A 26760-nucleotide genomic window follows, 5' to 3' on the forward strand; every position below is an offset into this window, starting at 1 on the left:
GGTCAGGCCCCAGACGGCGTGAGCACCTGTCCCCTTGACCGGTCCACCTCCCCATTCGCCCGTGCCTCGGAGATCAACCGGCGATAGGCATGCCCACTGTCTTTGATGGTGCGCTCGAAGGACTCGTAGTCCACGCGGACAATGCCAAACCGCTTGCCGTACCCCCAGGACCACTCGAAATTATCGAGCAGTGACCAGACGAAGTACCCGCGCACATCGGCGCCGGCGTCGATGGCCTCACCCACCGCGGCGACGTGGTCCAGTACATATTTGGTGCGCTCGACGTCGTGAATCGCGCCGTCGCTGCTGACGACGTCGTCGTACGCTGCCCCGTTCTCCGTGACGTACAGCGGAGGGAGGGACGGGTACTCATCACCCAGCCGCACCAGGAGCTTCCGCAACCCGTCCGGGTTGACCTCCCAGTTCATCGCGGTGCGGGGCAGACCCCGGCTCGGGAACGAGATGTCTTCGGAACCGATCCAGCATGACGAGGTTTTGCGGGTGGTGCCGCCGGAGTGACCGTCGTCGCCGTCGTTATTCGGGTAACCGCTGATGAGGTCATCGTGGTAGTGGTTCACGCCGAGGAAGTCGATCGGCGTACCGATGATCTCAAGGTCTCCGGGGTGGATCACGTCCCGGATCCCGAACTGCTCCAGGTCCGCGAGCGTGTCTTCGGGGTAAGCACCGCGCAGGATCGGGTCAAGGAAGATCCGGTTCTGCAGCGAGTCGAAGCGGCGGGCGGCGTCCAGATCGATGGGGTCCGCCGGGTCCCGCGGAATCGCGTTGCTGAGATTCAGTGTGATGCCGAGCTGGCCGGCGCCGCGGGAGCGCAGTTCGTTGACAGCCAGGCCGTGGGCCAGGTGCTGGTGGTGGACGGCGGCAACTGCGGCACGCGGGTCCTGCCTGCCCGGTGCGTGCACTCCGGCTGCGTATCCGAGCAACGAGGAGCAGAACGGTTCGTTGAAGGTGGTCCAGTGCTGGACCCGATCGCCCAGTGCCGAGTAGACATCGTTCGCGTACTCCACGAAACGGTAGGCGGTGTCCCGGTTGGCCCACCCGCCCTTCTCCTCCAGTGCCTGCGGCAGGTCCCAGTGGTAGAGGGTCAGCCAGGGAAGGATGCCGGCGCCCAGCAGCTCATCGACGAGCCGGGAGTAGAAACCGAGCCCTTCGGGGTTGGGACCGCGGTCCCCGGGACGGACGCGGGCCCAACTGGTGGAGAACCGGTAGGAACCGAGCCCGAGCTCCTTCATGATGCGGACGTCCTCGGGCATGCGCTCATAGTGGCGGACGGCGTCGTTGAGGGTGTCACCATTGGCGATCGCTCCCGGCACGCGTGCGAATGCGTCCCAGACCGAGTCCTCCTTACCGCCCTCGTGGCCTGCTCCCTCAACCTGGGCCGCAGCGGTGGCTGAACCCCAAAGGAAACCCTCGGGCCACGCCCTGGCGGTGCCGTCGGTGGTGGATAGCTGGTGTATTGCGTCGAGTGGCATTAGCCCTTCACTGCTCCTTGCATGATTCCTGAGATGAGTTGTCGGCCTGCGAGCGCGAAGAGCACAAGCAGGGGAAGTGTTGCCAGGACGGCACCGGTGAGCACGATCGAGTAATCCACGTAACGCGCCGCCTGCAGTTGGCTCAGCGCCGTCTGCAGGGTGGGGTTGCCGGCGTCGAGCACCAGGAGCGGCCAGAGGAAGTCCGTCCACGCCGTCATGAAGGTGAATAGTCCGAGGATCGCCATGGCCGGGCGCGCGGCGGGCAGCGCCACATGCCAGAAGGTGGAAATCATTGACGCACCGTCCATGCGGGCGGACTCAATCAGCTCGTCGGGGATGACGTCCACGAGGTACTGGCGCATGAAGAACACACCGAAGGCGGTTACCAGGGTGGGAATAACGACGGCGCCGATCTCACCTGTCCAGCCCAGGGTCCGCATCATCATGAACAGCGGGATGATGCCGAGCTGAGTGGGAATCGCCATGGTGGCGATCACCGCGACCATCAATCCGTTGCGCCCCCTGAAGCGGAGCTTCGCAAAGGAGTAGCCGGCAAGGGTGGAGAAAGCCACCACTGAGACGGTGATGATGCCCGAGATGAGGACGCTGTTGCCCAATGCCAGCCAGAACGGGATGGTGTCGAAGACCTCGCCGACGTTCGTCCAGAAATTTCCTCCGGGGAGCAGCGGCGGCCAGGTCTGACCGAGTGCCTCATTGGACCGGCTGCCGATGACCACGGACCACCAGAGCGGGTACGCCGAGGCGAGGAAGAAGGCAAACAGCAGGCCGTAGGTGAGAAACCCCGGACGGTGCCCGTTGCCAAAGATCCGCTTTCGCAGGGGGAACTTCCTGGTTGATTCGGGCTTGGTGTTCTCGATGACGGTCATCGCACTCTCCTCGAGGTAACTCTGGTGCGTATCTTTCGGATGTCACCGGCGGTGGCGATGCGGCGGGTGATCAGCCAGTTCACGATTCCGAAGAGGATGATGATGAGGAACAGGAGCCACGCGATGGTCGCGGCCTGGCCGAAGTTTTGGCGTTGGAAAGCCATCTCCCACAGGTACAGAACGGTGGTCTGGAACTGCCGTGCGGTGCCGCCGGCCGACCTGGGGTCGTAGAGCTTCGGCTCGGTGAAGATCTGCAGGCCGCCGATGGTTGCGGTGATGACCACGAAGATCATGGTGGGCCGGATGCTTGGCAGGGTGATACTGAAGAAGCGCCGGAACGGACCCGCGCCGTCGATCGCAGCGGATTCATAAATGTCCCGGGGCACGGCCTGCATCGCTGCGAGCAGGATGAGGGCGTTGTAACCGGTCCACCGCCAGTTCACCATGGTGGCGATCGCGATGTGGCTGGGCAGGGTCTCGTTCATCCACATGATGCGGTCGATGCCCAGGCTGGCCAGAATGTTGTTGATGAGCCCGTACTGCTCGCCGAACATGTTCGCGAAGATCATGGCCACGGCTACCGGCGTGACGATGTAAGGGAGCAGAATGCTCATGCGCCAGAACGTCTTCGCCCTCAGATGCTGGTCCAGCACGGCCGCTATGGCGGTTGCAACCACAAGCTGCGGGATGGTGGAAAGCAGGAAGATGCTCATGGTGTTGAACAGCGAATTCCAGAAGAACCGGTCCCGGAGTACTTCGGCGAAGTTCGCCATGCCCACGAACTCGCCCTGGCCCTTGAGCAGGTGCCAGTCGAAGAGGGATACGAAGAACGTGTAGCCAAGTGGGAACAGCCCCACGAGAGCGAACAGGAGAAAGAACGGCGCTATGTAGAGGTAAGGGGACGCCTTGACGTCAAGGACATTCAGGCGCTGGCGGAAGGTCGGTTTCTGCTTGGGGGCAGCTGTGCGGGGAGCTGCCGGGCGATTCAATGTCGTGGTCATGGCGGTTCCAGACTCCATGGGGGCCTCCGGTGATCCCGGAGGCCCCGGCCGGTGCTGCTAGTTGTTGACTACGAGGTCGTTGAGGAGCTTCACGGCTTCGTTCCAGGCCTCATCGGCCGTGCCCGAGCCCGTGTCGAGAATCTTCAGTGCGGGTGCGAAGACGTTCTCCTGGATCACCGAATCCTGCGGACCTTTGAACTGCGCGACGACGCCCTCTGCGCGCGATGCGAAGATCTCACCGTAAGGCGCGTCGTTGAACAGTTCATTGGGTACAGCGGCCTCGACAATCGCCTGCTGCGCCTCAATGGTGCTCGGGAAGTTGTTCGCCGCAGCGGATTGCTTGACCTGCTGCTCCGGGGCGGTGAGCCAGGCTGCAAGCTTGGCGGCCTCGGCAGGGTTCTCTGAGGATTCGGGGACGGAAAGGAAGGCTCCACCCCAGTTGGAGGCACCGCCGGGGAAGACGTCGGCAACGTCCCAGCCGCTCTCAGGGCCTCCACCGGCAGATTCAAGCTGCTCCTTGATGGTGCCGAGCATCCAGGCCGGGCACACGTGGACCGCGAAGGAGCCGTCGACGAATGCCTTGCCCTTGCCCCAGTCGAACTGCTTCTGGTTGGCGGACAGTCCGTCCGCTGTGCCGGCGGCCAGTAGGTCAAACTTGGCGCGCATCGCGTCATTGCCCTCGATGTTCAGCTCGCCGTCGGTGGTGTAGTAGCCCTCTTCCATCTGGTTGACCATGGAGTTCCAGACGAACGCGGACTGGTCATACCAGGCCTTGCCGGTCGCCTCGTTGTATTGGCGGCCGAGATCGAAGTAGGTTTCCCAGGTCGCGTCATCCCCGCCGAAAAGTTCAGCTACTTCCTCGCGGTCCGTGGGAAACCCGGCTGCTTCGAAGAGGTCCTGGTTGAAGCACAATGCCTGGGGACCGATGTCCGTGCCGTAGCCGATCACCCGGCCGTTGGGATCGGTGCCCTGCTCAAACTTCCAGTCGACCCAGTTGTCTTTGATGTCCTGGGCACCGTATTCGTTCAGGTCCACGAACTGGTCGGAAACTTCCATGATGGAGCCGAGCCAGCCCTCTTCGACAGCGACGACGTCGCTCAGGCCGGAGCCCGCCGCGAGCTTGGTGAATGTATCAGTGCGGGCATTGGCGCTGCCGTCGATGTTGTTCGCCTCGATCGTCACACCGGGGTTCTGCGCCTCGTACTCGGCGTACAGATCGTCATAGCCGAAGTTGCCGAAGGTGGTAACGGTGAGTTCGACCGGGTTCTCGGCACTGGCCGGTTCTTCGCTGCCGGTGCCGCAGCCGGTAGCTGCCAGTGCGAGGGCCAGTGAACCGGTCAGTGCGGTGATGGTTCTGGTGCGTCGTGAAAAGGTCACGGTCACTCCTTTGTGTGCGTGCTGTGGGTGGGATTGGGCGTGCTTGAGAAGCCCATGCGAATCGGTGCGGGAGATGTGATGGAGCGCTCCATCAGCGGTTTAGCCAATGTACAGATGACCTGCGTCACATGTCAATAGAGCGCTCCACCAGCGCAGATTGCGGCCCTTCGAGGCGGAATGTCCGACGACGACGGCGCCACCGAGCGTCTACGGTTACGGTTTGTCAGCAGCAGCACCATTAGGCCGTCGGGGCAGCGCGCAGCCCCTAAAACCTTGCCATCACGCGTGATTCGCCGCTGGAGCGGCGCCTACCGGCCGCTCGGCTTCTCTACTGGACCTGATTCGGAATCGGCGCGGCTCTTGTTCGGTCGGTAGCCTGCTACTGCAGCGCGGATGTCGCCCTCCTCGTGGCCGCCCTTCTTCTTGCCGAACGGCAGCACCTTCAGCAGCGGGTGCACAATGGACATGATGAGCAGGCCCCAGGCCAACCCGACCACGGCCGAGCACAGGGTGTTGACCAACCAGGCCAGGAAACCGCCGACCACGGCAATGCCGGCGAAGGGTTCTTCGAGGGTGTGGATCAGGTCATAGGGCGCATGCCAACCGAGGTCGTGGGCGCCCTGCACCATGATGTGACCGCCTACCCAGAGCATGGCGATAGTTCCCACGAACGTAATGGCGGCCAGTACAGCGGGCATCCCCTTGACGAGAAGCTCGCCAAAACGCTTGGATCCCGCCGAGTCCCTGGTGGTCAGGTGTAGACCGAAGTCGTCCATCTTGACGATCAGCGCAACGGCTCCGTACACGACGACCGTGATGACGACGGCCACGACAATCAGGATAAGAGCCCGTGTGAGGATGGATTCTTCGGCCACCTCGTTCATTGAGATGACCATGATCTCGCAGGAGAGGATGAAGTCCGTGGTGATGGCGCCCTTGGTCACCTTGGCTTCCGCCTCAGGGCCCTTCTCCACCGCCGGAGTTTTCTCTGCTGCATGGTCGCCGCGGACCTTGTGCCAGACCTTCTCGGCACCCTCGTAACAGAGATAGGTGCCGCCCAGCATGAGAATGAACGGGATGGCCCACGAGGCGAAAGCACTTACCAGCAGCAGCGCCGGCAGGATGATTAGAAGCTTGTTCCGGAGCGATCCCCAGAAAATCCGCTTGATCATCGGCAGTTCACGGGACGGGTCCGCACCGGACACGTACTGCGGGGTCACTGCGGCGTCGTCAATCACCACGCCGGCAGCCTTGACCCCCGCCCTGGCGGCACCTGCAGCGACGTCGTCAACCGATGCGGCGGCGATGCGGGCCAGGGCCGCGACGTCGTCCAGGAGTGCGACGAGACCGCCGCTCACAGCTCACTCCCGTACTGCTTGAGGGCGGAAGGCCGGGCGTGGATGCCTTGGTCGGGGCGCATGTTGGGCATGCTCGATTATATGGCGGCGGGCGCGTGCCGTCGCTCAGTTAGCCCATCCTGCTTGGGGCAATGCCATTTCCCGGTAGCTGACCACCGACGCGCTGGTGATCTTCGCCGTCGGCTCCGTCAAGGATGCCCGGATACGGTCCGCCGGTTCGGGCAGCCAGACGGGCGCGGACGCCACGAGCGGGTACACAGCCACCTCAACCACCCTCTGCTCGGTGTCCGCCGCGGGCGTGATGTCGATGTCCCACTCGGACCCGTTCCAGTAGACGTCCTCCTCCCGGCCGTCGAACGACGACGACGCCACGTCGCCCACCAGCTCCAGCCGCAGCAACGAGCGCTCTCCGGCGAGCGCCTTGCCTGTCACCGTGATCGTGAAACGGGCAGCGTGCGCTTCGAACGCCGCCTGATCCGGCGCCGAAGCCCTACCCGGCACAACAACGGGACGCTCTTCAGGCGCGGACGCCGGGGCTGACTGTTCGACGGTCACTTCCACTGCTTTCGTTGGGGACGTGAACGAATGCTGCGAAAAGCCGTTCGGACCGGCCTCGCCGAGGGGCGGGAACACGGCAATTTCACCCGATTCAGCGGCAAGAACCGCAAGCGAGCCGTCCCGCTCAACAACGTCCGCTTCCGAGAGCACCAGACGACGACGGCCTCCCACCCTCGGTGTCCATGCCTGCAGTGCCTGCCGGGCGGTAAGGATCAGGACGCGCAACCCGGCGCCGTCGTCGTTGGTCAGGGAGATGAGACCCGAGACACCCTCCAGGACCAGTTCACCATCAACCTCGATCGGTGCGTGGCCCTCCACCGAGTACCCGGCCGGCACCGCAAGGTGGGCATCGACGCCCTCGTTCGCGGTCAGCACCAGAACCGGGCGCTCCTCCTCCGGCTCGAGGATCGTAAGCACGTTCAGTGTCGCCCAGCGCACGACGACGCCACCCACCTCGAGCGCCACCGGCCACGCCATGAACTCACCGGACGGAATGTCGACCGGCCGGTGCGGGAAGCGGACCGTGCCGTGTTCCAGGCCGATTTCGAAGCGGACACCCGTGCGCTCCGGCAACGGCTCGTACGGCCGGTGGTTGTTGATGAAGACAAAGCCGCCGCGCCCGTCGCTTCGTAGCGCCCAGCGGAGGGCGCCGTCGTCGTCGTTATCCGGGATAGTCGCGTTCATTGATGCGAGGCGATCCCCGAACGCAGCCAGGAACGAGTGCTGGTTCCGCAGCCGGTGGAAGCTCTCCCGGGTCTGGAGGTGCGCGCCGATGGGGGCGCCGAAGTCGTAGTTCCGTTCCGGGAGGTCGTTAGGGTAACCGGTCGCGTGCGACTCCTGCAGTCCTCCTCGCGGATTCGTGCCGCCCACGTACATGTAGTAGCCCTGCCAGGCGGATCCACTGCCGAGCTTGCAGAGCGCGACGGCGGCAATGTCGCGGGCGCTCGGCGCGGGCCGGCGATGGTAGGCGGTTGCCATCCCGCCGCCCAATTCACACGTGGCAGCGGGAAAGTCCGGATGCTTGACGCCGACAGCGCCGGTCCACGCCTCCCCCGCAAGGTCCTTGCCGATACCCGGATCATCCCACTGATGGGAGAAGGAAAAGTGCGCCCGGAAGCTCTCGTGCCAACCTTCATCGGTGTCCACCCAGAAACCGTCCGAGTATCCGCCGTAAAGAGGGAACACTTCGCCGACCGGGATGTCCGCACTCCCCCACGCCGTCGCCGTCCACAGTGGGGCGAACAACCCCGATTCCCGGGCAATCTCCTTGAGCGCGAGGATGTGGTCCGGTTGGTCGTAGAGCTCATTCTCGACCTGGATCCCGATGATCGGGCCAGCCTCGCCGCAAAGCCCGGCAACCTCCGTGCCGATCCGTGCGAACCACTTCCCGACGGCTTCGAGGTAGCGCGGGTCGTTGGTGCGCTCGGTGTAATCGGCGCTGACTATCCAGTCCGGGTGGCCGCCGTTGCGGACCTCGCCGTGGCACCACGGGCCCAACCGGAGGATGACCTCGAGGCCGGCCTCCTTGCAGAGCTGCACGAACGCAGCGAGGTCGAGGTTTCCGTCGAAGTTCGGGTCCGCTTCGGTTGGCTGGTGGTGAATCCAGAAAACGTAGGTCGCCACGACATCGATGCCGCCCGCCTTCATGAGCCGCAGCGCGTCGGCCCACCGTTCACGCGGCTGGCGGCTGTAGTGCATCTCACCGGTGACCGGGATCCAGGGCTCGCCGTTTCGCAGGATGTATCGGTTGGTGAGGTTGAGGCCCGGGCTATGGTCGACGTCGTTGGCCATCTTGGGGCGGGTTTCGGGTGCGTTCCAGCTGACGTGTGCGATGCGGTGAATGGTCTCTACGGCGGGCATGGGTTCGACGGTAAGCGGTTTCCGTCTGCGGGGCAATGGTTACGCAAGGCGTTGCTCTGGCACTAACGCATCGGCAGGCGCTACTGTTCGGAACAGTTCGTTCATTCGGGGCGGGACAGGGGGATTCATGAACTGGGTTCGCGCCAACCGGCTCTTGACTGCGGGGGTGACGATCGCCGTCGTCGGCCTTGTGCTGATGGGCATCGCGGCGCTGGCCGTGCCGTCCACACGGACGTTCGGGTGGTTCGCGTACGCACCGCTGGCAGAAGCGTCGTTTACACAGGGATCACCGGTTCCGGGTCTTGCCGCGGGGGAAATCTTCGGCACGTCGATTGCCGCAGTCGGACTCGTGCTCATCACCGGGGCGCTGGCGTATTACCGGGCGCGGCGCGCATGAACACGCTCGGCGTTGCACTTCTGAGCCTCGCGGTGCTGCTGATCCTGGGTGGGGCGTCGTTGCTGCTCGGCCAGCCGTCAACGGTCTTCGCGATGCAACCCATTGCTGAAGAGGCCAGCGTTGCGTACTCCTCGGAGCTCGTGGTCTCGTTCGACGTCGAACCCTCCCTCTCGGACAACCTCAGCCGAGTGGGCGGGGCGCTTCTGGTCGGCGGCCTCATGGTGAGCGCGGGGGCTATCGGCTGGCGGAACGGCCGGAAGGTGGCGGACGATGCTTCGTAGTTCCCGGGGCGCCCTGGCGGTTCTCGTGACCGGTGGTTCGCTGCTGCTGATTGGGATCCTTATCGCGGTCCTTTCGCAACCGGTTTTCGTCGGGGACTTCGGCTTCATTGCCGGGCAGGGTGGCGGCGTCTCGGTCGACGGGAACGGGTACATCACCAATACCCCGGGCTTTCCAACGCGCCTTTTGGGCGGGCTCCTGCTCGGTAGCGGGGTCGCTCTTGCCGCCGCGGTTGGCGGGTACGTGCTCGGACGACGACGGCGGGCCTGACGCGGCGAGGCTCGCACCGCGGTTTACGCGAGGATCCTCGCGACAACCGCGGCTTTCCGCGCAGTGTAGTCCGTCCAGTTCTGAGCGTTCCCCGCGGCCTGACGCTTCACTTCGAGGTACTCGGCTCTTGCAGCGGGATCGCGGCGCAGGATGTCACGGAAGCTGATTCGACGCTTCCACTCCGCACCGCCGAGTACGACGACGTGGATCACCACCGTGCGTTCCTCGCCCTTCATCTGCGCCAGCCACGCGTGACCGTCCCTGCTCCCGTCCTGTACGAAACCGTCGGCGACGAGAGCTGCAACGGCCTCCGTCCACGCATCCGCATCGACGCCGACCAGCACGTCCACGACGTCTTTCGCCGGCAGGTCGGGAACTGCCGTGGACCCGATGTGCGCGATCGCCGCTTCCGGCACCAGTGCCTTTAGCCGCTGCTCAATCGTGTGGAAGCGGCTGGCCCAGCCCTCCGGGTCCGGGGCAACCAGGGCGATTCTGTTCGCCATGTGCGGGTCCACGACGATCTGGAATTCATCCTCATACAGGATCCGCCCCGGATCATTTGAAGTAATCCGGACGCACTCCACGCCGTACCGCTGGAGCAACGTGAGGTACTCCTCGACCTTCGCAAGTAGATGGGCGGCGCTGCCCTTGAACCAGGCCTGCGCCGCCGGGTTCACGACGCGATCGTAGATGCTGGCATCAACTGTTGACGGGTCCGGATAAGCCGCGTTGCACCAGTCGTTGGAGGTACGCCACCAGGCGTAGTCCGCAGCGGAAAGTTGACCTTCACGTGCCAGACCGTTGGCCATACCAAAGATGCCTGCGTAGCGTCCACGCGAATTCGGTTCCGCGCTCTGAAACCGCACGTAGTTGTCTATCTGGTCCACAAGGTCATCCTGCCAGCTGCCGCCGACTCTTCTGCAAGACTCGACACATGAACCCAAGAGTGCATCTGCTGTGCGGGCTCAACGGCGCCGGCAAGACGACCTATGCGCGGCAACTCGAGCACGAACTCCCGGCCGTGCGCTTCAGTCTCGACGAATGGATGCTCCACCTCTTCCCCGAGCTTCCCTAATCCGGCGACGACTACCGTCGGCGCGCTTCTGCGTGCAAGGACCAGCTCTGGACGGTGGCGTTGCAGGTTCTCGCGGCCGGGACGATGTGGTGCTGGACTGGAACCAGTGGAGCCGCCGTCGTCGTACTTTCTGGAAGGAGCGCGCCAACAGGGCCGGCTACGAGGCACTGCTGCACCACATCGCAACTCCGCTCGACGCAGCGCTGGCGCGGTCGCGCGCGAGGTCGATAAATAAACCCGCGTGGGCACACAACCTGGCCGACGACGACGTCCGGCACCTCGCGAACATCTTCGAGGCTCCCGCTGACGATGAAGGGCTGCCAATTCTCACCGTCGGCTGACCATAGTGCTCTTGGAAAAGTGCCAGCAGCGCAGGCATCGCATGCACTGAGTGCAGCTGAGGCATTTTCCAGGAAGCACATACCCCTCCGACATTCCGACGGCATGTCATGCTCAACCCATGAACATCACTGGATGGTGGCCTCGCCTGGACCAGGCGACCCGGGATTGGCTGATTGCCCACAACGGCGAAGCGGTCCCTGCGTCAGTGTTGGAGAAAATCAGTGCCGTCGGCGCAGCGCCGGATGGCACACAGGAGGACGACGGTTTCTACTTCGCTGACCACGTGGTCGACTGGATTGAAGCCGTCGCCAATGACGAGGAACCCGGCTAAAGCGCCAGCTTCATCCCCTCGTGCGAGGCAACGAACCCCAACCGCGAGTAGAAGCGGTGGGCATCGGTGCGCCGTTTGTCGGTGGTGAGCTGCACGAGTGCGCAGTTCCGGCGTCGTGCTTCCCCGATCGCCCAGGTAATCATCTGGTTACCGACGCCGGAGTTCCGCGCCGATGACGCAACCCGCACCGCCTCAATCTGCGCCCGTAGCGCACCGCGTCGAGCCAGCCCGGGCAGGAAGCTCAACTGCATTGTGCCGATCACCGAGGAGCCCAGAACGACGACGACGAGCAGGTGCGCAGGATCCTCGTCGATGGCCTCGAAGGCCCGCAGGTAAGGTTCCATGTCTTCGGGTTCAGTGATGCTGTCCCGCTCCCGGCCCAGCTGATCGTCGGCCAGCAGCGCGACGATCGCGGGCATATCCTCCCGCGTCGCCCGGCGGAGAACGACGGATTCGGAAAGAGCATGGGGAAGGATTTCGTGACCGGTCATGCTTTCACCGTAATCGGCTCGGCCTGCTGGCCGTCCGCACCCACACAACTGTTAGTCGAGATTTCCGAAGTCGTAGCGAAGGCGCCGTTCGATCCCAGACAACTGGAGAGATGCCGCAGCCCGGACAATGGACCGGCGAATTTTCCCCATGGCTCGAAGCTCAGCATCTCTTTGTAGCTCTTTCTGCTTGTTCAGATTCTCCTGTGCATCGACAGTGGCACGGTGGACGTGCCTGCTAACAAGAACTCGTACTAAACCACCTGGCCACCAATCAGAACGGATCAGCCAGAGGCGATTCCCCCGATCCAGTGACTCCTTCGTCCATCGCAGAGAGAGCCAGGTGAAAATTATCGGGGAGATGGAGGAGACCGTAACGAAGTACGACCCGAGTGATCTTCCTTCACCAATGATCCAAGTAACCACTGTCAATCCGAGGAGGATACTCAACGCCAGAGCCATCAATCTCGCGCCGACCCTGGTTGTGAAGTCAGGTGACCTGACTTGTGTTGCAAAGTAGAAGTACACGGCCATAGTGCCCCCCGCGAGAATGACGGCCGTCCCGTACACCCAGAGCATCACGCGTAGATTTAGTCCTGCGACGCTCCAGTCGATGATCAGATAGATACTCAGGTTTACGGCAGTTGCAGGAAGACCAGCAAGAAGGATGTTCGAAACGGCGTAAAAGGCTCTCGACCCCCGTGTAAGGGTCGGCCAAACAGTTGACGGTGTTCGGATCCGCCTGTAGTACGAAAGAGTTCGCCTCGCTTTCCTGACGTCCTGGTAGTACTGGGGGAGCCCTCCCGCATCGATCCGCTCTAAAGCATCAACCGTGGCCAGACAGCTCAGGTAAGTCAGGGCAGAGACGAACAGGATCAACCCATACCGCGGTGGCGAGGTCATCAGCAGACCCAGCACCGTCAGCCAACACACGATCACCATCGCGGTGGAACCTAGGAACATGCCGTCGATCAATTTACGGTCGCGCATCGATTGCTTAGAGAACTCTGGCCGGCCCTTCTTGTCCTCCGATCGGGCTTTAATTTGGAGGCCAATAGCTATCGCTGAGTAACCTATCAGGGCCGTGAGACCAATCTCGAGCTCAACCCCCGGCACAAAGTCGGCTGCCCGCGCCATCCACTCCGGCGTATTCCGCCAGACTTCCCAGGATGCCCAGGTGATGAACCCGGTCATCGCCAAGCCGATGAAAGCAAAGCGGCCCACCGAGTACCCGGGCCGAAGCGCCGCCTTCCACCATCCACTTATTCGACGTTTCATAACAGCTATGAAGACACGCAAACCCTCTCCCCCTTCAACTCGCAGTGCGCTATCCGCACCATTGCGGAAGACCTTAGAACCTGGCACCGACAATCCGTCACGGGCCTAGGAACAGCGCCACTAAGCTGGAACGCGTGATCAACGGGACAGTGCGCACGCAGGTAGACAAAGTTTGGGACACGTTTTGGACCGGGGGCATCTCCAACCCCTTGGAGGTCATCGAACAGATCACGTACCTGCTGTTCCTGAAACGGCTCGACGAAGAGCAGACAGGCCTGGAGAGGCGCGCCAACCGCACTGGCAAGCCCATTCAGAACCCGATCTTTCCCGACGGAACAGACCCGCGCGGGCGAGATTACAGCGATCTGCGCTGGGGCAGGTTCAAGGGGTTCTCGCGCGAGGAGAAGTTCAAACTCTTCTCCGAACACATCTTCCCCTTCATGCGCGAGGAGCTTACCCGTCAGTCGAACGGTGAGCACTCCACTTATAGCCACCACATGAAGGACGCGCGCTTCACGATTCCTAACGCCGGCGTCCTCGAACGCGTCATCGACATCATCGCTGATATCGACATGACCGCCCGCGACACCACGGGTGACCTGTACGAGTACATGCTCTCCAAGATTGCCACCGCTGGCACTAACGGGCAGTTCCGCACGCCGCGTCACATCATCGAACTCATGGTGCAGATGACGGACCCTCAGCCGATGGAAGCGATCTGCGATCCGGCTTCGGGCACGTGTGGATTCCTGGTCCGAGCGGCCGAACACCTGTGGGAATCGCCGGACCTGCTCACTAACCAACCGCAACTGGATTTCTACCACCACGAGCAGTTCCACGGCTACGACTTCGACAACACCATGCTCCGCATCGGCTCCATGAACATGCTCTTGCACGGCGTCGAGAACCCGGTGATTACCTACCGCGATTCGCTGGCCGAGCTGCACTCTGCCGAGGAAGAGAAGTACCACGTGGTACTCGCGAATCCGCCGTTCGCAGGCAGCCTCGACTACGCAGGGGTTTCGAAGGAACTGCTCGCTACCGTCAAAACTAAGAAGACTGAGTTGCTGTTCCTTGCACTCTTCCTTCGGTTGCTTCGTAACGGCGGACGCGCTGCAGTGATCGTGCCGGACGGCGTCCTCTTCGGCTCCTCGAAGGCACACAAGGACCTGCGCAAGCTCCTGGTGGAGCAACACAAGCTCGACGCCGTCGTGAAGCTCCCGTCCGGCGTCTTCAAACCGTATGCCGGCGTTTCGACCGCGATCCTCTTCTTCACCAAGACCAACTCGGGCGGCACCGACAACGTCTGGTTTTACGACGTGAAGTCCGACGGCTTCAGCCTCGACGACAAGCGCACTCCCCTCGGTTCGTCCGACCTTGCCGACGTCCTGGAGCGATACAAGCAGCGCACGACAACGGAAGCCGAGCGGACGCGAACCGACCGGTCTTTTCTCGTCCCCAAGTCCGAGATCGCCGAGAACGGCTACGATCTCTCGCTCAACCGGTATAAGGAGGTTGAGTACGACGAGGTCGAGCACAAGGCGCCGGAGGAGATCATCGCGGAGCTTGAGCTGCTCGAGAAGGAGATCGTTGACGGCATGTCCGAGCTGAAGGATCTGCTCAAGTGAAGATGGTTCCGCTCGGTGAGGTAGCCCGATTTATCCGTGGTATCACATTCAAACCGACGGACTTGGAGCCTCCGAGTGAAGGGAACATTGACTGTTTCCGCACCCGAAACGTGCAGTTGCGGCTGGATGAGTCTGACGTTTGGTCCATTCCTTCTTCGTTCCTCAAGCGTCAGGAGCAGCTTCTTCGGGAGGCGGACATCCTCATTTCCAGCGCGAACAGTTGGAATCTGGTCGGTCGATGCTGTTGGATTCCTGCCCTCAGCCGACCAACGACATTTGGCGGCTTCGTAACTGCCCTGCGAGGTGATCCGAAAGTAGTCGAGGCGCGGTACCTGTTCCATTGGTTCTCTTCCGTGCCAATCCAAGAGAAGCTGCGCAGTTTCGGCAATCAGACGACCAACATCTCGAATCTGGATTTGAAGCGCGCTGGAAATCTTCCTACACCCCTGCCACCCCTCGACGAGCAGCGGCGTATCGCGGCGATTTTGGACAAGGCAGACGAGCTCCGATCCAAGCGCCGCGAAGCCCTCGACCACCTCGACGCCCTCACCCAGTCCATCTTCAACGAGATGTTCGGTGATCCCACGCAAAATTCACGCTTCCCTCAAATCAGGCTTGAGAATCTACTCGAAGGCGTCGATAGCGGGCAAAGCCCCGTCTGTGAAGATCGTCCGGCTGCAGACGAGGAATGGTCCGTGCTGAAACTGGGTGCGGTGACAAAGATGATTTACGACCCAGCGCAGAACAAAGCCCTCTTGTCTACGCCTGACCCCCGACATGAAGTGCGGGCGGGCGACGTCCTGTTCAGCAGGAAGAACACACGAGAACACGTCGCGGCGGTAGCCTTCGTGAGGAAAACCCCACCCCGGCGATTGCTGCCGGATCTGATCTTCAGGCTGAAGATCAGAACACCGGCCCAGATAACTCCTGAATATTTACAGGCGGTTCTCGCTCATCCACGAAAGCGCAAGCAGGTGCAGGGATTAGCGGGCGGCTCTGCGGGGTCGATGCCCAACATTTCAAAGTCGAAGCTCCTCACGGTGAGTATCCCGGTGCCGTTGCGGCAGTCGCAAATGGAGTTCACAAACCGCGTTGCCGCCGTCGAGCGCTTGAAAGACCACCACCGCACCCAGCTCGCACATCTGGACACCCTCTTCGCCTCGCTTCAACACCGCGCGTTCAAAGGAGAACTGTGAGCACCGCCCAAATCGAAGTGCCGAAATGGCACGAGTTCCTGACACCGGTCCTTCGCGCGCTTGAGGACGGCCGTTCTCGCAGCCGCGCTGAGGTCACCAGCGGAGCAATGGAACTCGCCAACGTATCCGATGAGCAGCGTGCCGTCCGTGACAGCAGTGGTGGCCTGAAAGCGAAAGGACGGGTTGGCTGGGCCATCTCGCACCTCATTGCGACTGAAGCGATTATTCGCCCAAAACCTGCGCTTTACACGATCACCGACACCGGACATGAGTTGCTTCTGGGCTTCCCAGATGGACTTGCACAAAGGGACCTCCGAACGGTGCCGGCATACCGTGCTCATCAACAAGCGCTAAATGATGCGCGTCAGAAATCGGCTTCGTCTGTAGTCAGCGAAGAGGCGGAGGAAGAAGGCAGCCCTACCGACCTCATCGATCAGGCAATCGAACAGATGGAGGCCGAAGTCGGGGTTGCACTATTGACCCGTTTGCGTGAGTCGAGCCCCGAGTTCTTTGAGGAGGCCGTCGTCGACCTCCTCCTCAAAATGGGATACGGCGGCGCCGAGCAACGCGGCAGACGAATCGGCGGCAGCGGGGACGGAGGTGTGGACGGCGTCATAGATCAGGATGCGCTGGGCCTGGACCAGGTCTACATCCAGGCCAAGCGCTACAAAGACGGCAATAACGTCGGCAGAGAGACCATCCAGGCTTTCGTTGGCGCTCTTCAAGGAACAGGCGCCTCCCGGGGCGTGTTCATCACGACGAGCAGTTTCACGGACAATGCCCGCAAGTACGCAGCGGGCATCGCGTCGCGGGTCATCCTGATCGACAGCGTTCGTCTGGTCAATCTGATGATCGAGTACCGAGTCGGCGTGCAGGTGAAGCAGACCTACGACGTCGTAGACCTCGACGAAGACTACTTCGAGTAGCTTCACCCATCCAACGCCGCCTTGCACTTATTTCACTTAAGGTAGATTATGAGTATTGAGTGAAAAGGAGTTGTCATGAGCGCACTCACCAGCACACAAGAACTGTCGACTATCAATGTCAGCCCGAAACAGAGCGAAGAGGCAACCGAAGTCTCGCGACGCTTCAGTGAGGTCAACGCAAAGGACCTCCGCATACGCATCGAGTCGGCTTCCGGCGAAACGGTGGTTCTCCCAGAGAACCTGAATGACCTGCTGCAGACAGTCCTTCGGCTAGCTGCGTCCGGCCGCGAGATTGGCCTGGCTCACCGTTCGAAGGCGTTAACCAGCGTTGAGGCCGCTCAGATGCTCGGCATCTCCCGGCCCACGCTGATCAAGATGGCAGCAGCCGGGGAGATCCCGTCCCATAAAGTCGGCTCACATAACCGATTTCTTCGCACAGATCTTGAAGAGTTCGCAGAACGTCGCGCTGATGCTGAACGCGCAGCCTTCAACGCTTTCCGAGACCTGGAACACGAGATCGATCAAGGATAGATCGGGACTGCCCCCGGTCGCATAGGGTGGTGCCTATGCGACCGGGGGCCACACTCATCTTTTTGGACGCCAACGTCCTCTACTCAAAAACTTTGCGCGATTGGTTTGCGCTCATCTCGAAGCGCTCCGGCTCGAACGGAATCGAGTTGCGTTGGAGCGAAGATGTGCTTGTGGAATGGCTCTACAATTTACGCCGAAACGCACCAGGGAAAGGCGACGCAGGTATTGGTGGTCTGCGAGAGAACCTCGTGAGCGCATTCCCGAACGCATTGATCAGCGGTTACACCGTTGACTCCGCTCTACTCACGGGACGAGATAAGTTCGACGCACACGTACTTGCGGCTGCCGACCACGGAGGTGTGGACTATCTGGTCACCGACAACACTTCCGATTTCGCACCATTCAAGGACGCTTACAACTTCGAGATTTACAGCTGTGATGAAATGCTGTGTTTGATACTCGAGCGTCGCCTCGACGCGGTTAGGGGTGCGTTGCTCGACAATCTTGCCTACTGGTCAGCGAAGTCGAATTCGAAAGACCTCGTCGAAGCCCTGGTAGATGCGAATGCCGTGCAATTCGCAGACGGGGTGAGGAAGCTGCGATACGCCCTTGCCATGTCCGGCAAGTACTAGCACGCTTCAGATATCCTGCAGCAAGGGACCAGCAGAGGGGCAATGATGGGGGACGCGGCTCAATTACAGAGCAACTTCGCGTTCCTACGTGCCGAATGGCCCGATATCGCCGTCGAAGCCCGCAACGCTGAGCGCTTTGCCCGGATCGACCCGCGCACCTCCCTCCTTTACTGCCGCCGCACCCTCGAGTTCACTCTGCAATGGATCTTCACCGCCGACACGTCGCTGAACCAGCCGTACAAAGACGACCTCAACGGCATGCTCAACGAACCCACCTTCAAGAAACTCACCGGTGAGCGCCTCCTCGACAAGATGCATCTGGTACGGAAGGTCTCCAACAAAGCCGTTCACACCAACGTCGCCATCAACGTCCAAACCTCCGAGGCCATCCTCCGCGAACTCTTCCAAACCTGCTTCTGGCTCGCCCACCGCTACGCCCGTCAGGAACAGAACCGCCCGACACCGGGACTCGCCTTCGACGGTGCGCTCCTCAGCCCCCAGCGCCGCCCAATGCCCGCACCGCCAAAGCCAAGCGGTCCAAAACCAGCCCAACCGGCCGACGTCGTACCCAAAACCGCCGAGCAAGTTGCCGCCCTCGCGAAGGAGCTTGAGGAGCGGGATCGCAAGCTCGCCGAAGCAGACCAACAGAAGGCGAGCCTCGAGGACGAACTCAAGCAGCTCCGTGAGCAGATCAAGCTCGTCACCGCACAACGCCGCCACGAGCCGGACACACATGATTACGACGAGGGCATCACCCGCACCGACCTGATCGACCCCCAACTGGAGTGGGCCGGGTGGGATCTGTCCCACGAAGACGTCAGAGAATTCGCCGTCGACACCATGCCCACACCGCAGGGCACACTCACGGGCAAGGGCGCCGCAGACTATGTGCTCTGGGGAGCCAACGGCCTGCCGCTCGCTGTTGTCGAAGCCAAACGCACCACCAAGGATCCGCACAACGGCCGCCAGCAGGCCCGTCTCTACGCCGACTGCCTCGAGCGGCGCTTCGGACAGCGGCCCATCATCTACTTCACCAACGGATACCAGACCTATATCTGGGACGACGCGTTCTATGCCGAGCGGAAGATTCAGGGCTTCCACACTCGCAATCAGTTGCAGCTTATGGTGGACCGCCGCACCACCAGGAAGTCGCTCGGGGAAGCGATCATCGACAACGCAATCGTGGAGCGGGACTACCAGCACGCCGCCATCCGTGCAGTCACCCAAGCATTCGAGAACGACGCCGAGAGACGCGCCCTTGTGGTGATGGCCACGGGAACCGGTAAAACCCGCACGGTCATCGCTCTCGCTGATCTCCTCATGAAAGCCAACTGGGTCAAGCGCGTGCTCTTCCTCGCGGACCGGGTGGCGCTCGTGGACCAGGCAGCGAGGGCCTTCAAGGCTCACCTACCCGGCTCTGCTCCGGAAGTGCTTGGGCGTGACAAGACTGCGGACAGCCGCATTCACCTGGCCACCTACCCCACCATGATGAACCTCATCGACGAGACGGTGGGCGACGGCAAGGTCAATCGCGAGCGATACAACATTGGCCACTACGACCTCATCATTGTCGACGAAGCGCACCGCTCGGTCTATCAGAAGTACAAGGCGATCTTCGATTACTTCGACTCGTTCCTCATTGGCCTCACAGCAACGCCCACGGATGATGTCGACCGCAACACCTTTGCCCTCTTCAACATCGAGGACAACGTCCCGACCTTCGCCTACGAGCTGGACCGGGCCGTCGCAGAAGGCTGGCTTGTCCCCCGCCGTGGTATCGAAGTACCCCTCAAGTTTCCCTACGAGGGCATCCGATACGAGGACTTGAGTGAGCGTGAAAGGGACGAGTGGGATTCCAAGGAATGGGACGACGATGGCGAGATTCCCGACGAAGTGGACCGCGCCGTCGTCAATAAATGGCTCTTCAACAAGGACACCGTAGACAAGGCGCTCGAGGTCCTGACGGAGCGCGGACACCGGGTGGCCGGCGGCGACCGGATCGGCAAGACCATCATCTTCGCCCGGAACAATGACCACGCCCGGTTCATTGAGGAACGCTTCAACGTCAACTACCCGGGAGAGAAAGGCGAAGCCGCGCAGGTCATCACTTACCAAGTGAACTACGCGTCCTCCCTCATCGAAAAGTTCGGAAAACCGGATAGCAAACCCGACATCGCTATTTCAGTCGACATGCTCGATACCGGCATCGACGTTCCGCAGGTGGTCAACCTGGTGTTCTTCAAACCAGTACGCTCTAAGACCAAGTTCTGGCAGATGGTAGGACGCGGAACGCGCCTATGCCCTGACCTATATGGCCCGGACAGGCACAAGGAAGACTTCCTTATCTTCGACCTGTGTCGCAATCTCGAATTCTTCAACGCCGAGCTTGAACTATCCGAAACCCCGATAGCCAAACCCTTGGCACAACGCACCTTCCTCACGCGGGTCCGCTTACTTCAGGCTCTGCAGGACGCGGACTACGACAGCGGATATGTCGATAGCATCCGAGATTCACTCCACTGCACAGTTCGCGATCTTCCCCGAGAGAACTTTCGCGTACGTCCTAGGCTGGAGCACGTTGACCGCTTTGCTCGCAGGGAGCAATGGGACTCCCTGGAACCACATGATGCCGAGGTGCTCGAATCCCACCTGAGTGGTTTGGCCGTCATCACGGCCCCGAAAGACACAGAGGAATCCAAGCGCTTCGATCAGCTTCTGTTCAGCGCACAGCTTGCGCTCCTGACTGACCCAGGGAAGTTGGCACCCCTTCGGCGGAAAATCATCGACATCGCGTCGGCTCTGCAGGATCAACCGAGCATCCCGGCAATTGCCGAGCGGCTCGGGTTGATTGAAGACGTTCTCAGTCCGATCCATTGGGAAGCCGCCTCGCCAATCTGGTTAGAGGAGATCCGGCGAAAGCTTCGGCCGCTTCTGCATCTCATCGAGAAGAAGCGCCGCAAGGTGGTCTATACGGACTTTGATGACGAACTTGGTGAGATACGCGAGGTGGACATTCCCTCCGTCGTCAGCTCCGTCGATCTGGTTCGGTACGGCGAGAAGGTGCGCCTCTACCTTGCTGACAAGATGAACCACGCTACTATCCAGCGTCTCCGCCGGAACCGGCCTTTGACGGAACTCGATCTGCAGGAACTCGAACAGTTGCTCGTGGACAGCGGCGCCGGCTCCAAGGATGATCTGGCTCGTGCCGCCGAGAAGGGCCTCGGCTACTTTGTCCGCTCGCTAGTCGGGCTCGAGCCGGACGCCGTGAAAGAGGCGATGGCGGAATTCATCGCGGGCACAACGATGAACACCGCGCAGCTCGACTTCGTTAACATGATCGTGCAGCACCTCACGCGGAACGGTGTCATGGAGGTAGGCCAGCTTTACGAGTCGCCGTTCAAGGCCGTAGCGCCAACCGGGCCGGATGACCTTTTTGGCGTGGAGAAGGCGGATGTCCTTGAGGGTGTGCTGCGTCACCTCAAGGAGACAACCCGCGCGAGCTGAAGTCACTAAAACTCCAACCCAACTCTCAGGATCCGGGTGTAGCGTAACCGTCAGGTCTGCCGAACAGAGCACTAGCAGGGTGAGGAAAGTTCGATGACTCCGACAACACGCAAAACCTGGAGACAATGGACACCGGCCGCCATCGCCGCCGGAGCAATCGGCGCTGCCGCCGTGATCATGCCGCTCACCGCCAGCGCCGCCGTCGACCTTCCCGACAAGACGCCCGCCGAAGTCCTTGAGCTTGCCCAGAACGCGAGCGTCGATGCTTTCTCGGGCACCATTGAGCAAACCTCAAACCTCGGCCTGCCGGATCTGGCCGCAATCGGTCCAACAGAGAACGACGGCGGCGGCACTTCCCCCGCCAACGCCGCCCTCGAACTCCTCACCGGCTCGCACACGGCCAACGTCTTCGTCAACGGCCCGGACCAGGCGCGCCTGCAGGTTCTCGACCAGCTCGAGGAACGCAACATCATCCGCAACGGCGATGACCTCTGGTACTACAACTCGGACGAAAATGAGGCCGTCCACGCCACTGCCAAAAATCACAAACAGCACGACGGCGGCACCCACGCCCCCGACGACATCGCCGCCCGCTTCCTCGAGAAGATCGACCCCTCAACCGAAGTGACCGTCGGCTCAGACCGCATGGTCGCCGGACGCGCCGTCTACGACCTCATCCTCACGCCGCGCGTCGACGAGACGCTCGTCGGCTCGGTGAGCGTCGCTGTCGACGGCGAAACAGGACTTCCGCTGGGCGTCACCGTCACCGCAAAATCGACCAACGAAACAGCCTTCAGCTCAGCCTTCACCGAACTCAGCTACGAGGAACCGGACGCCAACCTGTTCGCCTTCACCCCGCCGGAGGGCGCAACAGTTACGGAACTTGACAAGGGCAACAAGCCGGACACCGGGGAGAAGCCCAGCGATGCAGAAGAGCCAACGGTCGTCGGCAAGGGGTGGGGCGCCGTCGTCGTCATGCCTGCCGGTGAGCAGGAACTGCCCGAGGCGATGAATCAGCTCAGCACCCCGGTGGACGGAGGGCGCCTCGTCGAAACCACGCTCGTCAACGTGCTGATCACTGACGACGGCCGAATCCTCGCCGGCTCCGTCACCCCGGAGCGCTTGCAGGCAGTAGCCGCCGGGCAGTGAGCGGCGGCTCCGACCTCGTCATTGAAACCGAAGGCCTGACCAAAAGGTTGGGTGGCAGAAACGTGGTCAACGGCATCGACCTTGCGGTGCCGCGCGGTTCCGTCTTCGGCTTCCTCGGCCCCAACGGTTCCGGGAAGACAACCACCATAAGGATCCTGCTCGGACTCGCATCCGCGACGTCCGGCGATGTCCGGGTCCTGGATCAAGCCATCCCGCGGGCGCTACCCGAGGTGCTGCCAAGGGTCGGGGCGCTTGTCGAAGGGCCAGGGTTCTACCCGTTTCTCTCCGGCACTGCGAACCTCCTGCGCCTCGACGCCGCCGACCGCTACGTCCCACCCGCAACCCGCCGCCGCCGAGTTGAGCGGGCGCTCGAACGGGTAGGTCTCTCGCAGGCCGCCCGCAAAAAGGTGGGCCGCTACTCGCTCGGGATGAAGCAACGGCTCGGCATCGCGAGCGCGCTGCTCACCCACCGCGAGCTGATCATCCTCGATGAGCCCACCAACGGCCTCGACCCGCAGGGCACCCGCGAAGTCCGTCACCTCATCCGCTCCCTCACCGAAGAGGGAACCACCGTCTTCGTCTCGAGCCACCTGCTCGCCGAGGTGGAACAGATCTGCTCACATGCCGCAGTCCTCAGCGCCGGAGCCCTCGTCGCCCAGGGCAGCCTCGACGACCTCCGCCGAACAGGTGAGCCCCGCGCCCGCATCCTCACCCCCGACACCCGCGAGGCGCGCGCCGTGTTGCGCGGGCTCGGCTTGAAGCCCGACGACGCCACCCCACCTGGGCAGGCCGTCACCGCTCCGTTTCCCGCCGGCATGGCGCCCGATCGAATCGTGCGGGCACTGGTTGAAGCGGACGTCCGGGTCAACGGATTCACACTCGAGCAACCGGGCCTTGAGGACCTGTTCGTCGCGCTCACCGGGGAAGGATTCGACGTTGTCCAGTGAGAAGGCGTCAGGTGAGAGGGCATCCGGCGAGGAGGCGCCAAGTGAGGACGCACCCAAGGAGTCCCCACGCGGACGAACGGCGCCGGGTCGCCAAGGATCCGGCTGGCGGTTCATGGGCTCAGAACTCTCGGTGTTGTTCAGGCGCAGGCGCACTTGGGCGCTCCTTGCCGCTCTTGCCGCGATCCCGGTCCTCATTGCAGTGGCGGTACGGCTGTCGTCCGGCCCGTCAAGAGGACGAGGCCCGGCGTTCCTGGACCAGGTCAGCCAGAACGGCCTGTTCGTCGCCGTCGTCGCAACCATTGTGGCCATTCCGCTGTTCCTGCCGTTGACCGTCGGCGTGGTTGCCGGTGACACGATCGCAGGAGAAGCCAGCACGGGCACGCTGCGGTACCTGTTGATGGCGCCGGTGGCACGGGGCCGCCTGCTCGCGGTGAAGTACGTTGCCGCCGTCGCCTTCTGTCTTGCAGCGACGCTAACGGTTGCCATGGCGGGCGTTCTGATAGGTGCGCTGTTGTTCCCGGTCGGGCCGGTGACGCTGCTGTCAGGGACAACAATCGGCGTGCCGGAAGCGCTCCTGCGTGTTGCGCTGGTGTCGCTCTACGTGACCCTTTCGCTGACGGGACTCGCCGCCGTCGGGCTCTTCCTGTCCACCCTTACGGACGTGCCGGTGGGGGCGATGGCCGCAACAGTGGTGGCCGCCGTCGTCAGTCAGGTGTTGGGACAACTTCCACAGCTGGAGTGGCTCCACCCCTGGCTTCTCAGTCAGTACTGGCTCGGCTTCGCGGACCTGTTGAGGGACCCGATCGTGTGGGACTCCTTCCTGGCCAACGCATTGCTTCAGGCGGGCTACGCGTTGGTTTTCGGGGCGCTGGCGTACGGCCGCTTTTCGACGAAGGACGTACTCGCGTAGGGCTCAGGCGATAGGGATCAACGCTCAGACCAGCGCTTTATCCAGGGCGGAAACTGCTACGTCATGTGAAGCGTGGTCATAGCGGAAGGTGACCACGCCGCCGTCGTGCCTTAGCTCGTGGTTAGCCCCGTCACGAACACCAAACGCACCGTAGTTTTCAGCCCAGGAGCGGTTCAGCGCCACCTTGTACAGAAAAAAGCCCGCCGGCAGTTCAACCGTCAACTCCCACTGCTGCGAGACCGGGCTATAGGCCATCTGCACCTCGGGCGCCGCCGGATCCCAAGTCTTACCTCCCAGCAGCTGCCCGAAGTCCCCCGCGACGGCAACGGCCGACGGCGCTGCGGCCACCCGCGCCCCCTCGGCTGTGATCGCCCAGCCTCCACGGCCCTTGACGATCAGTCCGTCCTTCACCAACTTCGCGGTCGCCGCCGAAAGCCGCTTGATACCGCGGGACACCCCGCCGCTCAGCGGTTCACTTTCCCACTCGCTCAGGGGCACGCGCACGACGGCGACGGTCAGGACCTGCTGGCCGCTCACGACGGCGCCGGGCTGCTCAGCGAGCACCTCCAGCACTGTCTTCAAACGGCCGGTGGTGTTGTCTTGGTTGTTCTGCGGATTCATGGTGGACCTCCCGGTAGGCTGCGACACCAGAATTCTGACAGCGGAAGGCGCCGATCCCGTGAAGCGGCGCGACGACGACGTGCAATGTGTCAGACCGTTACTCGGTATTTCTCATCCGTTCCTCATAATCCTGGACTACGCTGACCCGGGACGCAGCTCAGGGAGGATGCACGTTGCAGCAGGAAATCACCGATTCGCCGCCAGCCGGCACCGTACCGGAGTCGAGCTGGGAGCGCATCCGCTTCGGCCGGACAGCACTGCTGCTTGGCATTCCTGTGGTGGTGCTGAGCCTGGCCAGCGGCTTGCTCTTCCTCGCCCTCGAGAAGTCCACGGCCGAGACTTTCGACGACATTCACTTCTGGTTCTACTTCTTCGACGTCGGCCGCGAAATCAACGTCCCCACCTGGTTCAGTTCGGGACTCTGGATCGTCGCCGGCGTCATGGCGGGGTTTTTCTCCCGCCGCGCCACAGCGCACCGGCGCTCCTGGCTGCTGTTCGCCGTCGTCTGCGTGATTTTTTCGATCGACGAGATGCTTGAACTGCACGAGCGCCTCGATGTCATCGGCTACGAACTGGCGGCCTTCCTTCCGTTCGACCTCGGTTTCGTGTGGGTTATTCCGGGCGGGCTGATCGCGCTGGTCATCGTCCTCGCGCTGACGCGGCTGGTGTTCTCCCTACCGAAGGGTGTGCGCAACGGGCTGATCCTGGCGGGCGTGGTGTTCGTGGTTGGAGGCATGGGGGTCGAGACGCTCGCCGGCCTGACCGTCGCGGCGAACGGCCTCACTCCGCAGTTCTTCGTCCTCACGCTCATTGAGGAGACCTGCGAGATGGCCGGAATTGTGCTGTGCGTTGCGGCGCTGGCACACCTCGTGGAGTACAAGAAGCACGACGGCGGCACCGCCTACCGCCTCGCGTCACGCGCAAGCAACTAACCCACAAAACACAGACGCACCCTTTCCAGCCAGTGCTGGGAGGGGTGTGCTCGCGTTTATAACGTTTCCGCAAAACGGAAAAGAAATTTCACGAATCCTATGGTCTAAGTCACAGGGCACTGCTACTCTCGAAGCCTGAAGCCAACGGCGGGCTCTCCAGAAGGGGAGCTATCTACCAGGTGGACCTGCAAATCCATACACCGCAGCAGTCTGGTCGTGAAACACCGCACTATCGTTTGGCGCCTGTAGCTCGAACGACTGCTGCCCCCACTTTGGGAGTACCTTCCTTGACTACCACCACCAAAGAAGAGCAGTTCCTCGCACAGGCCATTTCCCTGGCAACTGACAACGTCCACAATTCGGGCGGCCCGTTTGGCGCCCTGATTGTCGCTCCGGACGGCCGCTCCTTCGACGGCGTCAACCGCGTCACCGCCAACAATGATCCGACGGCGCACGCCGAGGTCATGGCAATCCGTAACGCCTGCGCTTCCCTGGAGACCTTCGACCTCTCGGGCTGCACGCTCTACACGAGCTGCGAACCCTGTCCCCTCTGCCTTTCCGCTGCGCTATGGGCGCGGGTTGGCTCTGTTGTCTTCGCTGCGGACCGGCACGACGCCGCGCAAGCAGGTTTCGACGACGCCGTGTTCTACAACTTCTTCGCCACCCCAGTGGAGGAGCGGGCCATGCCGGTTCGCCAGTACGTGCTGACGGCCGCCGCCCCCACAACCTCCACCGCCCCCTTCGATGCGTGGAGCACCCTCACCGCGCGCGTGGATTACTAAAGGAAACGCAC

At 62.2% G+C, this 26760-nt stretch carries 27 protein-coding genes; 17 read left to right on the plus strand and 10 right to left on the minus strand.

Translation table 11 applies throughout. The annotated features are described in order from the left end of the window. Positions 1 to 2: 2 nt before the first annotated feature. From BJ994_RS15225 to BJ994_RS15250, 6 genes are all read right to left on the minus strand, one after another. The gene (locus BJ994_RS15225) at positions 3 to 1490 is read right to left on the minus strand and encodes a GH1 family beta-glucosidase (RefSeq protein ID WP_167995276.1); all 1488 of its coding nucleotides are present in this window, start codon (positions 1488 to 1490) and stop codon (positions 3 to 5) included. Further along, positions 1490 to 2377 (minus strand): carbohydrate ABC transporter permease, encoded by an 888-nt coding sequence (locus tag BJ994_RS15230; RefSeq protein ID WP_167995277.1) that lies wholly within the window; start codon positions 2375 to 2377, stop codon positions 1490 to 1492. Before BJ994_RS15230 ends, BJ994_RS15225 begins: the two co-directional genes overlap by 1 nt. Then, a complete protein-coding gene (locus tag BJ994_RS15235) occupies positions 2374 to 3378 on the minus strand; it encodes a carbohydrate ABC transporter permease (RefSeq protein WP_167995278.1) in 1005 nt (334 codons plus the stop codon). Before BJ994_RS15235 ends, BJ994_RS15230 begins: the two co-directional genes overlap by 4 nt. 57 nt (positions 3379 to 3435) lie before the next feature. Beyond that, positions 3436 to 4755: an extracellular solute-binding protein gene (locus BJ994_RS15240; RefSeq protein ID WP_167995279.1), complete on the minus strand. Its 1320-nt coding sequence runs from the start codon at positions 4753 to 4755 to the stop codon at positions 3436 to 3438. 308 nt (positions 4756 to 5063) lie between these two features. Continuing rightward, positions 5064 to 6113 carry a DUF808 family protein gene (locus BJ994_RS15245; protein WP_167995280.1) on the minus strand — a complete coding sequence of 350 codons (1050 nt, stop codon included), beginning with the start codon at positions 6111 to 6113 and terminating at the stop codon, positions 5064 to 5066. A gap of 105 nt (positions 6114 to 6218) precedes the next feature. Then, on the minus strand, positions 6219 to 8531 hold the full coding sequence (locus BJ994_RS15250) for a beta-galactosidase (RefSeq protein WP_167995281.1): 2313 nt from the start codon (positions 8529 to 8531) through the stop codon (positions 6219 to 6221). A gap of 127 nt (positions 8532 to 8658) precedes the next feature. Between BJ994_RS15250 and BJ994_RS15255 the strand changes: the two genes are divergently transcribed. Genes BJ994_RS15255 through BJ994_RS15265 form a run of 3 tightly spaced genes read left to right on the plus strand, consistent with a single transcriptional unit; the run spans position 8659 to position 9477 of the window. After that, the gene (locus BJ994_RS15255; RefSeq protein ID WP_167995282.1) at positions 8659 to 8928 is read left to right on the plus strand and encodes a hypothetical protein; all 270 of its coding nucleotides are present in this window, start codon (positions 8659 to 8661) and stop codon (positions 8926 to 8928) included. Beyond that, the gene (locus tag BJ994_RS15260; RefSeq protein WP_167995283.1) at positions 8925 to 9209 is read left to right on the plus strand and encodes a hypothetical protein; all 285 of its coding nucleotides are present in this window, start codon (positions 8925 to 8927) and stop codon (positions 9207 to 9209) included. The genes BJ994_RS15255 and BJ994_RS15260 overlap by 4 nt, the downstream gene beginning before the upstream one ends. Further along, complete coding sequence (locus tag BJ994_RS15265) at positions 9199 to 9477, plus strand: hypothetical protein (protein WP_167995284.1); 279 nt, start codon at positions 9199 to 9201, stop codon at positions 9475 to 9477. Before BJ994_RS15260 ends, BJ994_RS15265 begins: the two co-directional genes overlap by 11 nt. Before the next feature lie 23 nt (positions 9478 to 9500). Here the strand turns inward: BJ994_RS15265 and BJ994_RS18470 are convergent, their stop codons facing one another. After that, on the minus strand, positions 9501 to 10364 hold the full coding sequence (locus tag BJ994_RS18470) for a GrpB family protein (RefSeq protein ID WP_167995285.1): 864 nt from the start codon (positions 10362 to 10364) through the stop codon (positions 9501 to 9503). A gap of 47 nt (positions 10365 to 10411) precedes the next feature. Here BJ994_RS18470 and BJ994_RS15275 point away from each other — a divergent pair, with 47 nt between their 5' ends. The 3 genes from BJ994_RS15275 to BJ994_RS15285 all read left to right on the plus strand — a co-directional run bounded on the left by BJ994_RS15275 (position 10412) and on the right by BJ994_RS15285 (position 11225). Next, positions 10412 to 10552, plus strand: coding sequence for a P-loop nucleotide/nucleoside kinase family protein (locus tag BJ994_RS15275; RefSeq protein ID WP_167995286.1), 141 nt, complete (start codon positions 10412 to 10414; stop codon positions 10550 to 10552). 32 nt (positions 10553 to 10584) lie between these two features. After that, positions 10585 to 10893 carry a hypothetical protein gene (locus BJ994_RS15280; RefSeq protein WP_167995287.1) on the plus strand — a complete coding sequence of 103 codons (309 nt, stop codon included), beginning with the start codon at positions 10585 to 10587 and terminating at the stop codon, positions 10891 to 10893. A gap of 119 nt (positions 10894 to 11012) precedes the next feature. After that, entirely contained in the window at positions 11013 to 11225 is a 213-nt protein-coding gene (locus BJ994_RS15285; RefSeq protein ID WP_167995288.1) for a hypothetical protein, read from the plus strand. Here the strand turns inward: BJ994_RS15285 and BJ994_RS15290 are convergent. Both BJ994_RS15290 and BJ994_RS15295 read right to left on the minus strand, forming a co-directional pair. Further along, positions 11222 to 11716, minus strand: coding sequence for a GNAT family N-acetyltransferase (locus tag BJ994_RS15290; protein WP_167995289.1), 495 nt, complete (start codon positions 11714 to 11716; stop codon positions 11222 to 11224). The two genes, BJ994_RS15285 and BJ994_RS15290, sit on opposite strands and share 4 nt — an antisense overlap. Positions 11717 to 11767: 51 nt before the next feature. Further along, positions 11768 to 13012, minus strand: a complete 1245-nt coding sequence (locus BJ994_RS15295; protein ID WP_167995290.1) for a hypothetical protein — start codon at positions 13010 to 13012, stop codon at positions 11768 to 11770. A gap of 113 nt (positions 13013 to 13125) precedes the next feature. On the opposite strand from BJ994_RS15295, the gene BJ994_RS15300 reads away from it, so the two are divergent. From BJ994_RS15300 to BJ994_RS15340, 9 genes are all read left to right on the plus strand, one after another. Beyond that, positions 13126 to 14619, plus strand: coding sequence for an N-6 DNA methylase (locus BJ994_RS15300; RefSeq protein WP_167995291.1), 1494 nt, complete (start codon positions 13126 to 13128; stop codon positions 14617 to 14619). A 2-nt stretch (positions 14620 to 14621) separates the two neighbouring features. After that, complete coding sequence (locus tag BJ994_RS15305; RefSeq protein ID WP_245192607.1) at positions 14622 to 15815, plus strand: restriction endonuclease subunit S; 1194 nt, start codon at positions 14622 to 14624, stop codon at positions 15813 to 15815. Beyond that, positions 15812 to 16741 (plus strand): restriction endonuclease, encoded by a 930-nt coding sequence (locus BJ994_RS15310; RefSeq protein ID WP_342450397.1) that lies wholly within the window; start codon positions 15812 to 15814, stop codon positions 16739 to 16741. Before BJ994_RS15305 ends, BJ994_RS15310 begins: the two co-directional genes overlap by 4 nt. Positions 16742 to 16816: 75 nt before the next feature. Further along, complete coding sequence (locus BJ994_RS15315; protein WP_167995293.1) at positions 16817 to 17272, plus strand: helix-turn-helix domain-containing protein; 456 nt, start codon at positions 16817 to 16819, stop codon at positions 17270 to 17272. A 62-nt stretch (positions 17273 to 17334) separates the two neighbouring features. Beyond that, positions 17335 to 17904, plus strand: a complete 570-nt coding sequence (locus BJ994_RS15320; protein WP_245192309.1) for a PIN domain-containing protein — start codon at positions 17335 to 17337, stop codon at positions 17902 to 17904. A 45-nt stretch (positions 17905 to 17949) separates the two neighbouring features. Next, positions 17950 to 21408: a DEAD/DEAH box helicase family protein gene (locus BJ994_RS15325; protein WP_167995295.1), complete on the plus strand. Its 3459-nt coding sequence runs from the start codon at positions 17950 to 17952 to the stop codon at positions 21406 to 21408. Positions 21409 to 21501: 93 nt separating this feature from the next. Then, positions 21502 to 22557, plus strand: coding sequence for a LolA family protein (locus BJ994_RS15330; protein WP_167995296.1), 1056 nt, complete (start codon positions 21502 to 21504; stop codon positions 22555 to 22557). After that, a complete protein-coding gene (locus tag BJ994_RS15335) occupies positions 22554 to 23504 on the plus strand; it encodes an ATP-binding cassette domain-containing protein (RefSeq protein ID WP_167995297.1) in 951 nt (316 codons plus the stop codon). Before BJ994_RS15330 ends, BJ994_RS15335 begins: the two co-directional genes overlap by 4 nt. 112 nt (positions 23505 to 23616) lie before the next feature. After that, positions 23617 to 24414, plus strand: a complete 798-nt coding sequence (locus tag BJ994_RS15340) for an ABC transporter permease (RefSeq protein ID WP_167996053.1) — start codon at positions 23617 to 23619, stop codon at positions 24412 to 24414. Positions 24415 to 24438: 24 nt separating this feature from the next. Here the strand turns inward: BJ994_RS15340 and BJ994_RS15345 are convergent, their stop codons facing one another. Further along, the gene (locus BJ994_RS15345; RefSeq protein ID WP_167995298.1) at positions 24439 to 25035 is read right to left on the minus strand and encodes a pullulanase X25 domain-containing protein; all 597 of its coding nucleotides are present in this window, start codon (positions 25033 to 25035) and stop codon (positions 24439 to 24441) included. A 173-nt stretch (positions 25036 to 25208) separates the two neighbouring features. On the opposite strand from BJ994_RS15345, the gene BJ994_RS15350 reads away from it, so the two are divergent. After that, on the plus strand, positions 25209 to 25967 hold the full coding sequence (locus tag BJ994_RS15350) for a hypothetical protein (RefSeq protein WP_167995299.1): 759 nt from the start codon (positions 25209 to 25211) through the stop codon (positions 25965 to 25967). Positions 25968 to 26254: 287 nt separating this feature from the next. Further along, a complete protein-coding gene (locus BJ994_RS15355; protein WP_167995300.1) occupies positions 26255 to 26749 on the plus strand; it encodes a nucleoside deaminase in 495 nt (164 codons plus the stop codon). The last annotated feature ends 11 nt before the right edge of the window (positions 26750 to 26760 follow it).

It is taken from the genome of Arthrobacter pigmenti (genome assembly GCF_011927905.1).
GTDB classification, from domain to species: Bacteria; Actinomycetota; Actinomycetes; order Actinomycetales; family Micrococcaceae; genus Arthrobacter_D; species Arthrobacter_D pigmenti.

Bases quoted from the DNA above. Each gene is read 5' to 3' on its own strand.
- BJ994_RS15285 (WP_167995288.1), top strand. From the start codon at position 11,013: ATGAACATCACTGGATGGTGGCCTCGCCTGGACCAGGCGACCCGGGAT.
- BJ994_RS15230 (WP_167995277.1), bottom strand. From the start codon at position 2,377: ATGACCGTCATCGAGAACACCAAGCCCGAATCAACCAGGAAGTTCCCC.
- BJ994_RS15260 (WP_167995283.1), top strand. From the start codon at position 8,925: ATGAACACGCTCGGCGTTGCACTTCTGAGCCTCGCGGTGCTGCTGATC.
- BJ994_RS15225 (WP_167995276.1), bottom strand. From the start codon at position 1,490: ATGCCACTCGACGCAATACACCAGCTATCCACCACCGACGGCACCGCC.
- BJ994_RS15315 (WP_167995293.1), top strand. From the start codon at position 16,817: ATGAGCGCACTCACCAGCACACAAGAACTGTCGACTATCAATGTCAGC.
- BJ994_RS15275 (WP_167995286.1), top strand. From the start codon at position 10,412: ATGAACCCAAGAGTGCATCTGCTGTGCGGGCTCAACGGCGCCGGCAAG.
- BJ994_RS15290 (WP_167995289.1), bottom strand. From the start codon at position 11,716: ATGACCGGTCACGAAATCCTTCCCCATGCTCTTTCCGAATCCGTCGTT.
- BJ994_RS15330 (WP_167995296.1), top strand. From the start codon at position 21,502: ATGACTCCGACAACACGCAAAACCTGGAGACAATGGACACCGGCCGCC.
- BJ994_RS15340 (WP_167996053.1), top strand. From the start codon at position 23,617: ATGGGCTCAGAACTCTCGGTGTTGTTCAGGCGCAGGCGCACTTGGGCG.
- BJ994_RS15255 (WP_167995282.1), top strand. From the start codon at position 8,659: ATGAACTGGGTTCGCGCCAACCGGCTCTTGACTGCGGGGGTGACGATC.
- BJ994_RS15250 (WP_167995281.1), bottom strand. From the start codon at position 8,531: ATGCCCGCCGTAGAGACCATTCACCGCATCGCACACGTCAGCTGGAAC.
- BJ994_RS15235 (WP_167995278.1), bottom strand. From the start codon at position 3,378: ATGACCACGACATTGAATCGCCCGGCAGCTCCCCGCACAGCTGCCCCC.
- BJ994_RS15345 (WP_167995298.1), bottom strand. From the start codon at position 25,035: ATGAATCCGCAGAACAACCAAGACAACACCACCGGCCGTTTGAAGACA.
- BJ994_RS15265 (WP_167995284.1), top strand. From the start codon at position 9,199: ATGCTTCGTAGTTCCCGGGGCGCCCTGGCGGTTCTCGTGACCGGTGGT.
- BJ994_RS15305 (WP_245192607.1), top strand. From the start codon at position 14,622: ATGGTTCCGCTCGGTGAGGTAGCCCGATTTATCCGTGGTATCACATTC.
- BJ994_RS15325 (WP_167995295.1), top strand. From the start codon at position 17,950: ATGGGGGACGCGGCTCAATTACAGAGCAACTTCGCGTTCCTACGTGCC.